General features: G+C 67.8%; 13 protein-coding genes, 1 pseudogene and 1 riboswitch. Of the genes and pseudogenes, 4 read left to right on the top strand and 10 right to left on the bottom strand.

Annotated elements, in window-relative coordinates:
- Positions 1–35: 35 nt before the first annotated feature.
- Positions 36–806: a potassium channel family protein gene (locus FV218_RS05945; RefSeq protein WP_187272976.1), complete on the bottom strand. Its 771-nt coding sequence runs from the start codon at positions 804–806 to the stop codon at positions 36–38.
- Positions 807–1,272: 466 nt separating this feature from the next.
- Between FV218_RS05945 and FV218_RS05940 the strand changes: the two genes are divergently transcribed.
- The 4 genes from FV218_RS05940 to FV218_RS05925 all read left to right on the top strand — a co-directional run bounded on the left by FV218_RS05940 (position 1,273) and on the right by FV218_RS05925 (position 4,798).
- A complete protein-coding gene (locus FV218_RS05940) occupies positions 1,273–2,637 on the top strand; it encodes an FAD-binding domain-containing protein (RefSeq protein ID WP_147709050.1) in 1,365 nt (454 codons plus the stop codon).
- Positions 2,634–3,305: a DUF2461 domain-containing protein gene (locus FV218_RS05935; protein ID WP_147709049.1), complete on the top strand. Its 672-nt coding sequence runs from the start codon at positions 2,634–2,636 to the stop codon at positions 3,303–3,305. The genes FV218_RS05940 and FV218_RS05935 overlap by 4 nt, the downstream gene beginning before the upstream one ends.
- 159 nt (positions 3,306–3,464) lie before the next feature.
- Entirely contained in the window at positions 3,465–3,953 is a 489-nt protein-coding gene (locus FV218_RS05930) for a DUF892 family protein (RefSeq protein ID WP_056162272.1), read from the top strand.
- Positions 3,954–4,141: 188 nt separating this feature from the next.
- Positions 4,142–4,798 carry a TetR/AcrR family transcriptional regulator gene (locus tag FV218_RS05925; RefSeq protein WP_056162276.1) on the top strand — a complete coding sequence of 219 codons (657 nt, stop codon included), beginning with the start codon at positions 4,142–4,144 and terminating at the stop codon, positions 4,796–4,798.
- Between the two features lie 160 nt (positions 4,799–4,958).
- On the opposite strand, the gene FV218_RS05920 is transcribed toward FV218_RS05925, so the two are convergent.
- The 9 genes and pseudogenes from FV218_RS05920 to FV218_RS23485 all read right to left on the bottom strand — a co-directional run.
- A complete protein-coding gene (locus FV218_RS05920) occupies positions 4,959–6,140 on the bottom strand; it encodes a heparan-alpha-glucosaminide N-acetyltransferase domain-containing protein (RefSeq protein ID WP_147709048.1) in 1,182 nt (393 codons plus the stop codon).
- Positions 6,140–8,248 (bottom strand): TonB-dependent siderophore receptor, encoded by a 2,109-nt coding sequence (locus tag FV218_RS05915; protein WP_246685009.1) that lies wholly within the window; start codon positions 8,246–8,248, stop codon positions 6,140–6,142. The genes FV218_RS05920 and FV218_RS05915 overlap by 1 nt, the downstream gene beginning before the upstream one ends.
- A gap of 109 nt (positions 8,249–8,357) precedes the next feature.
- A riboswitch (cobalamin riboswitch) is annotated at positions 8,358–8,557 on the bottom strand.
- A gap of 96 nt (positions 8,558–8,653) precedes the next feature.
- The gene (locus FV218_RS05910) at positions 8,654–9,148 is read right to left on the bottom strand and encodes an AAA family ATPase (protein ID WP_147709047.1); all 495 of its coding nucleotides are present in this window, start codon (positions 9,146–9,148) and stop codon (positions 8,654–8,656) included.
- A gap of 50 nt (positions 9,149–9,198) precedes the next feature.
- Positions 9,199–10,161 (bottom strand): hypothetical protein, encoded by a 963-nt coding sequence (locus tag FV218_RS05905; RefSeq protein WP_147709046.1) that lies wholly within the window; start codon positions 10,159–10,161, stop codon positions 9,199–9,201.
- A complete protein-coding gene (locus FV218_RS05900) occupies positions 10,136–10,954 on the bottom strand; it encodes an ABC transporter ATP-binding protein (RefSeq protein ID WP_147709045.1) in 819 nt (272 codons plus the stop codon). Before FV218_RS05900 ends, FV218_RS05905 begins: the two co-directional genes overlap by 26 nt.
- Positions 10,951–11,985 (bottom strand): iron ABC transporter permease, encoded by a 1,035-nt coding sequence (locus tag FV218_RS05895; protein ID WP_147709044.1) that lies wholly within the window; start codon positions 11,983–11,985, stop codon positions 10,951–10,953. Before FV218_RS05895 ends, FV218_RS05900 begins: the two co-directional genes overlap by 4 nt.
- Complete coding sequence (locus FV218_RS05890; RefSeq protein WP_147709043.1) at positions 11,982–12,833, bottom strand: ABC transporter substrate-binding protein; 852 nt, start codon at positions 12,831–12,833, stop codon at positions 11,982–11,984. The genes FV218_RS05895 and FV218_RS05890 overlap by 4 nt, the downstream gene beginning before the upstream one ends.
- 8 nt (positions 12,834–12,841) lie before the next feature.
- Positions 12,842–13,609, bottom strand: coding sequence for a TonB-dependent receptor (locus FV218_RS23490; RefSeq protein WP_348642014.1), 768 nt, complete (start codon positions 13,607–13,609; stop codon positions 12,842–12,844).
- A gap of 769 nt (positions 13,610–14,378) precedes the next feature.
- A pseudogene (locus FV218_RS23485) lies at positions 14,379–14,789 on the bottom strand (TonB-dependent receptor plug domain-containing protein); the annotation flags it as partial.
- Positions 14,790–14,822 lie beyond the last annotated feature (33 nt).

Below are 14,822 nucleotides of genomic sequence, written 5' to 3'. Positions count from 1 at the left end.
CGCCGGGAACTGCGGTTGGGAAGTCTCCACTCGTCTCAATACGTTCCTTCGTCAGGGATGTTGAGGGTCGTGCCGCAGGCCTTGCAGTGGACCGCGTCCGGCTCGTGCCGCTGCAGCCCGCACGTCGGGCAGGGGAAGCGTACCTTGTGGGGCCGGAACAGCACCTGGGCGAGGCGCAGGAAGAGCGTCACCCCGCAGATCATCACAACCACCGAGATCAGGCGCCCACCCGTACCGTTGAGCGTGACGTCGCCGTAGCCCGTCGTCGTCAGCGAGGTGACCGTGAAGTAGAGCGCGTCGACGTAGTTGCCGATGGCCGGATTCCGCCCGTGCTGCGTCGCGTAGACGATGCCCGTCATCACGAAGACGAACACCGCGAGGTTCACCGCCGCGACGATGACCTCCTCGTTGCGCCGGAAAAACGCGAAGTCCGAGCGCAGGCGGTCGAGCACCTGATAGGTGCGCAGGAAGCGCAGCGTCCGGAAGATGCGCAGGAAGCCCGCGCCCTCGCCGACGATGGGTGCCAGGAACGAGGCGATTGCCGCAACGTCGGCCCAGGTCGTCGGTCGCAGGAACTCGCGGGCCGGCTTCGGGCAGATGGCGAGGCGTGAGAGAAAGTCGGCGGTGACCGCGATTCCGATCAGCACGTCGACGCCCTCGACGAGCGGCTCGCGCGGCATGAACGAGGATACGACGATGAACAGCAAGGTCGCGAGGTCGAAGGCGAGCAGGGCGTAGCGGAACCGGTAAGCCCGGTCGTCGTCGCCCTCGTAGAGTTCCCTCAGCGTTCCCTTCAGTCCGGCCATGGTTCTCAGCATTCCCCCGACGCCCGACGTTCCGCGGGCCCGAACGTTCCCAGCTCGGTCCGTATGCGGACGCATGTCCGTCGGCAGATGATTCGGGACAGTCTGCGGTTTTCAGGAGCGGAGGCTCTGGTCCATCCGGGGTGAGAGGTTAGGCAAGCTGCACCTCGTGGCGCAATCGGCCGATGCTCCATGACCTCCACGATTGGCTGCCTAATGGCGTCTTCTGATCGAAAGCAGCCGGACCGCATTCCACCCATCCCGGGCGTAGAGCGGTCCGGCAGATGCCGACCCAACCCAGCCGCCAAACTCGTCATGAGCGCTTCCCATAAGCGGTCGACCGTCGGCCGTCCGGCCACTTCGGCTCGGGACAGGAACGGACTTTAGCTTTTGGGCAAGAAGCGGACGATCCGCATCATACCTGCGACCCCGATATTGAAATAGTACGCCATCGTCCCATTTCATTCCGATGCATGCTACGACCGTCCGACAATCCGATTGCAGGGTCCTTCTTTGGCTTGCCGAAGATCTGAGGCTTGAGGACAACCTTGCCCTCCGGCGGGCCATGACCGGCTACGGGGGCTTCACGGTGCTGCGCATCGCCCCGGAGGCGCGGGGGCGACCCAGGCGGACTCCGCATCGGCGCACCCTTGAGGAGGCAGCCGAGGCGCGACTTGAGGCGCATTTCTCGGCCAAAGGCATACCTTTCGAGGTGCGCGGCCCTGGTGACGACACGTCCGTCGCGGCGGCCTGTCGGCGGCATGGATGTTCCGTGGTCATCCGCAACGCCGCCGATGGCATGGCCGCGGAACTTGCCCATCACCGGCGATGGGCGGACGAGTTGGCGGCGGCTTACATCCCGTTGCTGACCGTCAACGGCGAGATGATCCGTCGCAAGGGAGCGGGCGGAGCTAGACCTGACGTGCCGTTCCTGTCCGATGCGGTCGAGGTCGCACCGGGGGCGCTGCCGGACGATCACCCGATAGCCTTGTTGCGGGCCTTCCTGAGGGTCCTGCCGGAGCGGGATTACCTGGCTAGCATGTGGATGCCGGGCCGAGACCGGCTGAGCACAAGCCTACTATCGACCCACTTTGCGGCGGGCACCTTGTCCAGCGATAGGGCGAGGGTCGAAACGGAGGCGGCGGAACGCGCCTGGCATCGCGCGAACCCGGGCCAGGCCCGTACAGTCGCGGGGAAATCCTTCGGCGCCTTCAAGGTGCGCGTTCGCTGCCGGCCAGGCTTCCTCACGACTTTCTCCCGCTATGAGGACGATCTGCGTCCGCTCCCGATCACGCCGGAGATGCGGCGCAGGGTGAAAGCCTGGCGGGACGGATGCACTGGCATTCCCATGCCTGATGCGGCCATGCGCGAGCTGAAGGCGACCGGCTGGATCAATTTCCGCCTCCGCCAGCTTGCCGCCTCCTATGCGGTGCAGCTCCTGGGCTTGCCTCCGTTCGAGGTCGGGACGGCTCTGGCGGAGATGTTCGACGACTACGAGCCCGGTATCACCTGGCTTCAGGTCGCGATCAACGACGGCCGGGTCAATCAGGATCGCGGGCCGCGCATCCTGAACCCGGTCAAGCAAGGCCGCGACCTCGACCCCGACGAGAGCTACGTCCGCGCCTGGTTGCCCGAACTGGCCAGCCTTCCGGCCGGGTTCGCCCACGAGCCATGGCTGCATCCCGCATCACCCCTGCCGCCGCCCCTGGTCGACCACCTGGCCGCCGCTCGCGCGGCTCGCGCGGCTTGGGGGGCGAAGTCGCCAGCTCTCGGGGCGCGTCCGGTGCACGACACGCCATCGTTCGATTTCGGTGAAAGGAATGCCCCCAGATGATTGAGAAGCACACCTTCGACTTCCTGAAGGGCATCGCGGCCCACAACGACAAAGAATGGTTCGAGGAACATCGGGACGACTACGAGCGTGCGAAGTCCAACCTCGTCGAGGTGGCAGGTCTCCTGATCGACGCGGCATCACGCTTCGATCCCAAGGTGAAGAAGGCGAACGCCGAGCCGACGAAGTGCGTGACCCGCATCAACCGGGACATGCGCTTCGCCAAGGGCAAGCCGCCGTACAAGACGGACCTGTTCGTGATGCTCAACGGTGTCGGCGACTACCAGGGGTCGGCCTCGTACTACCTCCATGTCGAGCCCGGGGCCTGCTACGCGGGTGGGGGCATCTTCACGACCGAGCCGAAGGCGCTCGACAACATCCGCAAGCGGATCGCGGCCTCGGTGCCGAAATGGACCGGTGTCGTCGAAGCCCGCGAGATGAAGGCGATGTTCCCCGACGGGCTGACGAGCCCTGGCGAGCTCAAGCGGGCGCCTCAGGGGTACGATCCCGACCACCCGGCCATCGAGTACCTGCGCATGAAGGGGTTCTGCGCCAACCGCAAACTGACGAACAAGCAAGTCCAGGGTGACGACGCCCTCGATGTGGTCGTCGAGACCTTCGCGGCGGCCCAGCCCCTCGTGGCCTACCTCAACGACGCCATCGTCGGCTGACGGCCCTGATCGAAAAACCGGAACCGGCCAGGAACCATGGGCCGAAACGCGACTTCTCATAATAGGACGACATCGTCCTTTTAATGCTCCAAGCATGGTGCGCGGACCGCTCCGCTCCCGGCGTGGCGGACCACACGACCCAACAGACAGGCAGTTCGAATGTCCCGCGAGACGATCAAGACTTGGTACATCGCCGGCCTCCAGGCCTACCGTTCGGCCTCCGAGCAGGGCAAGGCGGCAGCCTCGCAGGCCGAGGGGCAGTTCACCGATCCGGAGTTCAAGAAGCTGGCCGGCGAAGGCGCGGCGCTGTGCGGCCGCCAGCAGCAGGCGATGATCGACTTCCTCAAGGAGCTCGACACCCAGCCGAACGACTTCAAGGACCGTATCCAGGCCGGCATCGCCGAAGGCACTGAGATGTCCGTCAAGGCTGCCCAGGACGACGAGACACGCGACGTCGCCATCGGCTTCGGTGCCCGAGCCGGCCTGACCTACGTGGCCACAGCGTTCCAGTGCCACGTGATTTACGCGAAGGCACTCGGCCTCTCGAAGCAGGCCGAGGAGTTCGAGCGCCTCGGCCAGGAGAGCAAGGCGCTGGAAGAGCGTTACGCAAAGGCCGCCGAGGCCGCGGTCGGCAAGCAGGCCGCCTAGCACTCGGGCGATAGGGATCACGGGGCCTTCGGCCTCGTGATGACGGCGACCGGCCGGCGCTCCGCCCCCTCGCGCAGGTCGCTCGCCGCTCACCATCACAGATGGACGGCCGTGCGGGACGCCTTGGCTTGGCCGTTCGCACGCACCACCTTCGGTGCATGCGTCCCCCAGCGAAATCGGCTCCGATCTTGGACCAATCCGGCAAGCGTACCCCCGTCCATTCGTCGCCGGACCGCCCGCGGCGTGGACGCCCGCGCGCCGACCAGGCCGGGCAGATCGAGGAACGCATCATCACTGTCGCCTCGTCCCTGTTCCTGGAGCAGGGGTTCGGTCGCACGACGGTCGACCAGATTGCGGAGCTCGCCCACACGGGCAAGACGACGCTGTACGGGCGCTTCCCGACCAAGGAGGCCCTCTTCTCGGCGGTGGTGCTCCGCTACGTCGACGTGTTGCAGGCCCGGATGGCCATCGTGCCCACGAGTGGGTCGTTGAAGGAGCGTCTCGTCCAGGTCGGCATCGAGCTCGCGAACCTCACCCTTGCCGAGGAGAGCATCGCCCTGATGCGCCTAACCATCGCCGAGGCGAAGGCATTTCCCGAGCTCGGTCGTGAGGGATTCCGGATCGGTTTCGGGGGGTGCGTCAGCTGCATCGCCGAATGCCTGGCGACGGATGCCTCCGACGCAGCGCTGGCCGAGGCCACCCCGACGGCGGTGCGGTTCGTCGAGATGGCCCTCCACCCCCTCTACATGCACGCCTTCTCCGGTGCAGACCTTTCCGGGTTGTGCGAGCGGGCGACCCGAGACGTGCCCGAAGTCGCCGAGATCCTGTTGAGCGGACGATGTTGATGTCCGCTTGAAGCATTTGGCGACCGAAAACGGTCTCGCCGCTTCCACCCAACCCAGTCGTTGACCTCTGCCTCAACAGGCTGGGCGCGGACCTTCTGAGGGTCGGCAAGGGGCCGGGAGTGGGCCCAGGGAACGGGTTCTATCCGTCAGATTTCCTCCACTAGAGATACCTGAGCCAGGCGATCTCGCGTCGGGATGCCTTGAAGCGCGAGAACCAGGCCGTCGGCCAGTAGAGGGGCACGACCAAGCCGACGTACCAGACCAGCACCCAGCCGTAATCTGCCACGCCGAACACGCTGCCCTGCGTCGGGCCCCAGATGGCGGCGGCACCGTGATACAGGAGCCGCAGGATCGTCAGGTGGAGCAAGTAGAAAAACATCGGCGCACCGCCGAACACTGCTAAGGCCGCGACGACTGGGGCGTCGCGCCTTCGTTCAAGCGCGACGACGAGCAGCGCCCCGATCCCGAGCGTCAGCAGCAGGAACAGCAGCGAAGGGGGATACTTCGTCAGCGAAACGAAGCTCATCGTGGTTCGAAGCGCGTCGCCCTCGACGACGAACCAGGGCTTGTCGCCGTAGCCGTTCGCCAGACGTAGGACCATGAAAGCGACGAGCATTCCGCAGCCGAGAGCCATAAACCGGCGCTCGCGGGTTTGCGCCGCGACGGTGGGCAGAAACCACGGGCCGACCGCGTAGCCGAGCGCAATCACGCCAATCCACGGGAGCACGGGATAGGTCGTCTTGGCGACCAGCCCGAACGGCAGCGCGATGACTTCACGCTGGTGCAGCATCGCCCAGACCGCAAAAAACGGTTGGTCAGGCTGGAAGTGGATCGGGTCAAGGAGGTTGTGGCCACCGACGATCAGCAGCCCTACCGCGAATAGAACCGGACGTGGCAGGCCGATCATGGCCGCGAGGACGATCATGCAGACGCCGATGCACCAGATCACCTGCAGCCAGAGCGTTGGAATGGCCACGCCCCAGTACAGTTCCGACAGGTAGATAACCTCCAGTGCCATTAGAACAAGGCCACGCTTCAGCAGGTAGGCTCGCGTCTCCGACAGCGTGTGCCTCGTGCCGAACAGGAAGGCTGCCACGCCGGTCAGCGCGATGAAGATGGGCGCGCACAGGCTGACGACGAGGCGGGCCAGGGCCACGGCTGTCAGGGTGGTCCGGGCGTCGACCGGGTCGGCCACGGGAACGTGGAGGAACCAGGTCTCGCGCAGGTGGTCGAGGAGCATCAGCACCATCACCAGCCCTCGCAGGGCATCGATCGAGGCGATGCGGCTGGACACGGCCGGTGCGCAGGCCGACGCCTCAGGTTTTCCCGGACGCTCGCCCATCAGAACCGCGCCGTCATGCTGACGGTGACCCGCCGCGGCTCGCCGACGCCGACCCAGAAGGTGTTGTAGGAGCGCTCGTAGTAGGTCTCGTCGAAAATGTTGTCGACGTTCAGGCCGAAGCGCAGATTCTCGTAGCGGTAGTAGGCCAGCGCGTCTGTCAGGATGTAACCGGGCAGCCGGAAGCTCTCGACTCCGCTGTCGCCGAGTCGCGAGCCGACGGCCCGGAACCCACCGCCAATACCAAAACCCTTCCAGTCGCCGGCCTGGACCTCGTAGATGCCGAGCAGGGAACCGCTGTGGCGCGGGATGTTGAGGAGGGGTGACCCGGGACGCAGCACCTCGTCGCGGGTGACGGCCGCGTCGATGAAGGCGTAGCCGCCGATGACCCTGAACTCAGGCGTGACCTGTCCGACCAGGCTCACGTCGAAGCCCTGGCTGCGCACGGCCCCGGCGGCGATCTGGAAGAAGAAGTCCGCCGGATCGGTGGTGAGCACGTTCTCCTTCTCGATGTGGAAGGCGGCGCCCGTCACGCTGAGGCCGTCGAACAGGTCGAGCTTGGCCCCGACCTCGTAGGCGAACCCGGTCTCGGGAGCGAAGGGCCGCGTCGCGCTGTCGAAGCCGGTATTGGGGCGGAACGAGGCGGCGACATTGCCGTAGAGCGCCAGGAACGACAGCGGCTGGTAGACGAGGCCGGCCCGCGGCGAGAACCCGGTGCGGTCCTGCTCGGTGCGCTCGCCCGCGACCTTGTCCCGGAAGGTCTGGTTGTAGAAGTCGGTTCGGTTGCCCAGCAGCAGCTTCCATTCCGGGCTGAGGGCGATCTGGTCCTGGAGGTAGACGGCTGTGTTGCCGACGTTCTCGCTGGCGCCGTAGCGGCGCGTGAACGAGGGCTTGGCCTGCCCGTAGACCGGGTTGAACAGGTCGATGGCGAAGGGGTCGAGGCGCGGGGTCGAGCGCAGAAGGTTCTCGGTGCTGTTGTAGCGCTCGTGCTCCAGGCCGAGCAGCAGGGTGTGGGCGATGGGCCCGGTCTCGAAGCGCCCGACGAGTTCGGCCTGGCCGATGGCAACGCCCCAGGTGAAGTCGTGCTGGCGGAACTCGCGCAGTAGCGTGCGCCCGTCGTCGAGGATCCCGGTCGCGCCGGTCTGCAGGCCGGTGAGGCTGCCGGTGTTGAGGTGGGTGGCGACACGCAGTTGCCAGTCGGTGTTGAAGGCGTGCTCCAGACGGACCTGCAACAGAGCGCTCTCGGACACGGAATCGTCGCCCGGCTCGCCGAAGAAGCGTGAGCGCGGGACGAGGCCGAGGCGGTTGTTCACCGCGACGGTGCCTCGGTCGAAGGTCTGGCGGTTGCGCAGGTACTGCGCCTCGAAGATGATCTTGGTGTCGGGCGTCACCTGCCAGCTCACCACGGGCGCCAGGAGCACTCGGTCGCCGTCGACGAAATCGCGAAAGCTGTCCTGGCGGGCGAGCGCGCCGTTGAAGCGGTAGAGCACGCGGCCGTCCTCGCTCAGCGCCCCGCCGGCATCGACCGTGGTGCGGGCGGTGCCGAAGCTTCCGAACAGTGTGCCCATCTCGACGAAGGGCCGGGCCACGGGCTGCTTGGTGAGGATATTCACGGTCCCGCCCGGATCGCTGCGGCCATAGAGGGCGCCGGCCGGGCCCTTCAGGACCTCGATGGACTGGACGTTCTGGGTGTCGGGGGCGCCGTTGTAGCCGCGGGCGATGTTGAACCCATTCTGGAAGATATCCTGGGTTGCGAAGCCTCGCACCGAGTACAGGGCGAGGTTCTGGGCGCCGAAGTCGTTCTGCTTGCCGACCCCGGGCACGTAGTCGAGGGCGCGCTCGACCCGGGTCGCGGCGGTGTCGACCAGGACCTCCCGGGGCACAACGTCGACCTGCTGCGGCAGGTCGCGGCGCGGCGTCACCGTCTTGGTGCCGCTGTAGAGCTCCGGCACCCGATAGGTCGGCGTGGCGGTGAGGGTCCCCTCGACCGACAGCGCATCGAGCACCACGGCGGTCTCCCTGGCGGGCGCCCCCTGGGCGGCCACGGCGGTGGGGATCGCGCAGGACAGGGCCAGCACGGACATCAGCGGGATGGACGGTGAACGGGACACGTTGATGGGCCTCGGGCGACGGCAGTGGCACGTCACCGCGAACGAGGCCGAACCACGCGCAGCGCGCATGCTTCCGCACCCGCCGGGGCACCCCGCCCAGCGTGTCTCGCGTGTGACCACGACTGACGGCAGGTCTCCTGGCTCGCGGGTCATCGCCCTTCACCGTCTTCCCGAGCGAGGCCGCTCAGTGACGTCGGTGGCGAAGGGCTCGCCGCTTACAGTTGCGGGGGCAGCCGCGGCGTTGGGGCTACCCCCGCACCGCGTTCCCTTTTGATCCTCCGGGGAGGAACCGTCACGGCCGAGCTAACATGCCGACGCCCATGCCCGTCAACGGACCAAGTGCAATGCACGAGGGGTTATGCCCTGCCGGCAACACTTGGGAACACGGATCGCACGCTGCGTCCGTCAGGTCAGGACCTCGACCTGCTGCGGCGGCAAGCTACGCCACCAAGCGTCCGGGGATTGGAAAACCTCGTAGGTGAACCGGAGGACCTCATCCGGCTGGCGATGCGACGGGTCCACGCGACCACGCTCCGCGTTGCGGACTTTCAGGACCTCCCACGGCACGTCGAACACTTTCCACTCCACGGTGAGCCCGTGTCGGGCGACGATCCCGAGCTCGCGCTCGAACACGGGTCTGGTGAGATGTGTGTCCGCCATCACCACGCTGAAGCCGTTCGTCAGGGCGGCATCCAGGGCCGCTTCCTTGACCCGGTGCAGGACGTCCCGGGCCGCATCGTCATGTGAGCCCTGCCTGAGTTCCCAGTAGACCTGCCGGTGCGGCGGCCAGAGCGTCTGACGGAAGTCGTCGAGGGTGAGGTGGACCCAGCCGTCGAGCGGATCGAAGCGGCGGGCGTAGGTCGTCTTACCCGCACCCGGGCAGCCGATCAGGCCGATCACCCTCTGGGGTGCCCCCGGACGATTCCTGCCGGGCACCGTCCGGGTCACGGTCAGGCCGTCGCCTCCGCATCCTCGTCGTCGCTCGCCGAGCCCTCGATGATCTCGCCGCGCAGGTAACGAGCCTGGGCCTCAGCGACGCGGCGTGCGCCCTGGGCGTGGCGGGTCGATACCGTGCCGCCGGGCGCCTCGGGCCCGCCGCGCTTGATCGCCACGAGTTCCGGATCACCCCAATGGTCGAGCATCGCCTGGAACGCTTCGTAGCGGTCGGTATCGAAGGCGATGCGGTCGCCCATCATGTTCTTGTAGGGGTGCGCCGGGTGCAGGCCGGCGCAGGGGACCCAGCCCGCCGGGATTGGCGTCGTGGCGGCATGGGTCCGACCGCTGCGCAGGAGCTTGGGCAGCACGTGCGTATGCGGACCTTCAGGACTGGTACCGCCGGGACCAGGGATCGGGGCATAGACCTCGACGCGCCCGACCTGCGCCAGGAACACCCGGTGCGGGCTCATGGCGACGAGATGCGGCCCGATGGGGTTTGCGTGGTCGAATAGCGGCATGCCGACGCCGGCCCGCAGCCGCTCGACGGCCTCCGGATCGCGTACCCGCACGCAGGCATCCACGGCGAGAAGGCCGAGGCCGAGGTCGAACAGGATGCCGTCGCGATCCTCGACCCGGGCGGCGTTCCGGTCGGGCCCGAGCTCCGTCACCACGGTCCTGCGGTTCATCGCGCAGGTCGCCTCCGGCAAGCAAAGCGCGATGGCGTGGTTCCAGCCGGACGAAACGGCCGTCTCGTAGGCGACGGGCCGCAGGTCGGAGCTCGGGGTCAGGGCGATGGCCCCGCGCGCTGTCGCAAGTCCCAGGCGCTCGTCCGGCAGCGCCACGACGGGTTCGTCGGGATCGCGCATGAACTCGGCGATGGCACCGAAGCTGCCCAGGCTCCAGGCCGTGGTCGGATCGGCCAGTGCACCGCGCAGAAGGGCGACGGTGGCATCAGGGCTGTTTGGGGAAGGTTGCATCGATCTCCTCCGTGAGAGGCCCCGAACGGTTCCAGGGCAGGATGTAGGCGGTTCCGTCCGGTCCAGCTCCACGGCAAACCGTGACGCCGAAGACGTCCGAAAGTAGCCGGTCGGTCAACGCAACGTCCGGGTGTCCATCGGCGGCGACACGTCCCTCGCCAAGGACCACGATCCGGTCGCAGAACCGGGCCGCGAGGGAGAGGTCGTGCAGGACGGCGACGACGCCGGTGCCGGCCAGGGCCACGCTCCGCAACAGCGTCATGGCGTCGAGCTGGTGGGCCGGGTCGAGTGCGGTGATCGGTTCATCGGCCAAAAGCCACTCCGCTTCGACGGCGAGCGCCCGCGCCAGCAGCACGCGCATCCGCTCGCCCGAGGACAGGGTCGGTTCGGTCCGCTCGGCGAAGCGCGCGACGTCGGTCCGTGTCATCGCTCGGTTTATGGCGGCGTGATCGGCGCCATCGAGACCACCGAACGCGCGTCGATGCGGCAGCCTGCCGAGGGCGACGAGGTCACGCACCTGCATCGGCCAACCGGCCCCCGTGCCCTGGAACAGCACCGCGATGCGCTTGGCGCGCGCGTCGCGGGAGATGCCCTTGAGCGCCATACCGTCGAGATTTACGCGGCCCTTGGTCGGGGCGACCAAGCCCGCGAGGGTGCGCAGGAGGGTGGTCTTGCCAGCGCCGTTCGGACCGACCAGACCGACGAGGGTCCCGCGTTCCAGGGACAGGGTGATATCCGACAGGATGGCACGCCCGCCGAGGCGGACATCGAGGGCTGCGGTCGCGAGGCTCATGCGCCGCGCCCTCGCTCACGCAGGAGGAGCACGATCAGGAACGGTGCCCCAACGAGCGCAGTCACCACACCGAGCTTGAGTTCCGGGCGCGTCGCCAGGAGACGAACGCCCAAGTCCGCGGCAAGCACCAGAGCGGCCCCGGCGAGGCCGCTCGGCCATAGGCTGGCGCCGGGACGCGCGCCTACCAGTGGTCGCACGAGGTGGGGCACCACGAGGCCGACGAAGCCGATGGCGCCGCTGACGGCGACGCCACTGCCAATGGCCAGCGCCGCGCCCGTGACGAGGCGCAGACGGACTGAGACCAGATGGAAGCCGAGGCTCGAAGCTGTGTCCTCGCCCAGCGTCAGGGCATCCAGCGCGCGGCCGGTGGACAGCATCAGGCCCCAGCCGACCGCCATCAACGGCAGGCATAGCCAGACATGGTCCATGCTGCGGTCCGCGAGCGACCCCATCAGCCAGAACACGATCTCCAGGGCCGCGTAGGGGTTGGGCGACAGGTTGAGCGCCAGCGCCGTCATGGCGCCGGCGAGGCTCGACAGGGCGACGCCGGCGAGGATCAATCCCAGGGTGGTGCCGCCTCTGGCGGCGACAAGGTTCAGGGCGAGCGCCGCCACGGCGGCGCCGGCGATCCCGCCGAGCGGGAGGGCTAGGCTAAGCGAGGCTGCGAAGCCGCCATAGAACACCACCACGGCCCCGAGGGCCGCCGCGGAGGAGATGCCGAGGATGCCGGGATCGGCGAGCGGGTTGCGCAGGTAGCCCTGCATCGCCGCCCCGCTCAGCCCAAGGCTGAAGCCGACAAGGCTGCCGAGCAAGGCACGAGGCAGGCGCAGTTCCCAGAGCACCAGCGCCGGGAGGGTCGCCCGTCCGGTGATGAGGTCGCCAGCCGCCGCCGGGACGTCGAAAGGGGCATACCCGACCGCGATGGACGCGACCGTCAGGACGAGCACAAGCAGGCCGAGTATCGAGACGACCGCGCGGGGTCCGACGACCGCCCGGTCGACCCGCATGGGAGGCGGGAGGGGAGCGTTCATCGTGCCGCCCGTTGGTGTGCCGCCGCAGCGAGCAAGGCCACGACCTCGGCGACCTGCGGACCTGGACAGGTCCAGAGCCGGTTCGGAATCGAGACGGTACGCCCCTGCCGACGTAGCGCGTCGAGGACGGGATGGTGCAGCAGGGCATCGGCCAGCGACGGCGCGCCGGGCTCCCCCTCGTCGAGGACGATGAGGTCGGCGTCGGCGAAGGCCGCCGCTTCCAGCGGGACCTGGCCGAAGCGGTCGCGACCGAGTTCTGCCGCAACGTTGACGAGGCCGGCGGCGCGGATGATCGCATCGCCAAGGCTGCCGGGTGCGACCGTGAAGGCATTCGGGCGCATGACGAGTGCCCGCAACGGTTTTGCCGCCGGCACCACCTGCGCCAGCCGCGCGTCGAGGTCCGCGACCATCGCCTCGCCGCGCGCCGGGTGCCCGAGGGCCGCGGCGACGGTCCGGATCTGGGCCCGCACCCCCTCGAAGTCGTTGGGTACGCCGAGTTCGAGAAGGGGGAAGCCGACGCGCTTGAGCAGGCCCACCGTGGTCCGCGTCGTGAAGGCTCCGGCCACGACGAAGTCGGGCCGGAGCGCGACGATCTCCTCCGACAGGCCACGGGTCACCGCGATGCCGGTGGCCTCCCGCGCGACGGTGGAGCCGCGAGGGTCATGGGCGAGGTAGGTCACGGCGGTGACTTGGTCGCGGTCGGCGAGCCGCAGGACCAGCTCGTCGGCGCAGAGGTTCATCGAGACGACGTGGACCGGATGCACCGGCTCGTCTGCCGCCCACCCCGTACCTGACAGACCAGGCCAGACCGCAATCGCTAGCGCAGCCAGCGTCCATCGCATCGACATCGCAATCCTCAGAACGTCGTCACGCGGACGCCGCCGTACACGGCGAGGCCCGGCCCGAGGAAGCCGGTGGGGTTCTCGTAGCGGCGGTCGAACAGGTTATCGATCCGGCCGAACACACTCACCGTCTCGTTCACGTCGTAGTTGACCGCGAGGTTGACCAGGGTGAAGCCCGGGTTCTTCAGCCTCTGGATCGAGAAGTCTCGGTTTCCATCTACGAAGTGGCCAAGCACGATCACCGTCCCGCTGAAGCTCAGGCCGGGGATCGGCGTCCACTGAGCGGTGGCGCTGCCCTTGTGGCGGGGCCGGCGCAGGAGCTCCTGGTTGGTAATCTCATTCTTGGTCACGGTGTTGGTGTAGTCGACCCGGCCCGAGAGCGTGTCGGTGAACCGGACCGCAACGAAGGCCTCGGCCCCGTAGGATTCGGCTCGCCCGACGTTCTCGTTCGAGGTGAAGCTGGCGTTGGTGTTGATCAGGTTCTTGAAGTCGTTGGCGTAATAGGTCGCGCCGACGAGAACGCGCTCGCCGAGCGGCTGTTCGAAGCCGGCATCGTAGCCGAGGCTCTCTTCCGGCTTGAGGTTGGGGTTGGCGAAGAAGTTGAACGCCGGGAAGCTCTGGAACAGCTGGCTCAGGGTCGGCGCCTTGAAGCCGGTTGCCGACGCTGCCTTTGACCCGCGTGTCGGTGAACGGCAGGATGTAGCTCGGGGCGACGCGGAACGTGGTGGCCGGTCCGAAGGCGTCGTTCTCGTCGTGGCGAACGTTGGCGACGAAAGAGGCACGGTCGAACGCCGTCAGCTGTATCTCGCCGTAGCCGGCGGTATTGCCGTTCCTGGCCCGCAGGTTGCCGGAACCGAACGGGTTCGGATCGGTAGTCGATAGGCTCTCGTCGTCACGCTGCGCGCCGAACAGAACGAGGTTGCCGGGCGAGAGCTGGTAGTCGCCGCGGTACTCGTACCGCGTGCGCTCGCCGAGGCCGGCGGTCGGGAGCGGGTTGAACGGGTCGTACGCGTTCTGGACCTGGCGGTTGTAGAGGTTCGAGTAGTTGATCGCGAAGACGTTGTGGAAACCGGCGAACGGCGTCCACTCGGCCTCGTTGCGGGTGAAGACTTGCTGCACGTCCGCCTGGCTGCGCAGGCCGCCCAGCGTCACCGGGAAGGTGCCATAGTCGTCGCCGCTGAAGAGCAGCTTCGAGTTGATAAACCGCGTGATCGAGTTGATTCGGAACGTGTCGGTGAACTGGTAGCCGAACTTCGCCGAGACGGTCTCGTTGTCGTAGTAGTTCGGGCGGGTCGTCGTTCCTGGGGCGACGAGGTTGGGCGGCGTCACAGGCGTTGCGGCAGCCCGGAGATGCTGGATCGACACCGAGTAGTCGAAGCCGTTTTCCGACCCGCTGATCCGGCCGCTCTGGTTGAACGTCCCGAACGACCCGCCCTCGATCCGCGCAGTTGCCCTGGCCGGTCCTTCGCCACGCTTCGTCGTGAAGGAGATCGCGCCTCCGATGGCGTCGCTGCCGTAGAGCCCGCTCTGAGGACCCCTGAGCACCTCAATGCGGGAGAGGTCGTCGGTCAGGAGCTGCCCGAAGTCGAAGGAGCCGTTCGGGTTCGACGGGTCGGTCGCGTCGATGCCGTCGATGAGCACCTTCACGTGGTTCGAGTTCGAGCCGCGGATGAATACCGAGGTCTGACCGCCCGGGCCGCCGGTCTGCACGACGTTGAGGCCCGGCACCTGCTGGAGGGCATCCGGGACGGTGCGGCGCTGCTGGGCCTCCAGAGTGGCGGCGGTGAGCACGGTGACGCTCGATCCGACCTGGTCGACGGGCGTCGGCACGCCGGTGGCGGAGACGGAAAGCTCGGAGAGCGTGACGGCCGCCTCTGCCCCGCGCGGGACGTCGGCGAAGGGGGCGGCGGTCTGCTGCGCCAGGGCGGATACGGGAAGGGAGGCGCAGGCGAGCGCGAGCATGCGCAGGCACGCGGTTCGGGAGGGGAAGGACAC

The sequence above is a fragment of the Methylobacterium sp. WL69 genome (genome assembly GCF_008039485.1).
Taxonomy (GTDB): domain Bacteria; phylum Pseudomonadota; class Alphaproteobacteria; order Rhizobiales; family Beijerinckiaceae; genus Methylobacterium.
Note: the sequence above shows the minus strand (reverse complement) of the source record. Positions and strands in the feature narration are given on the sequence as shown.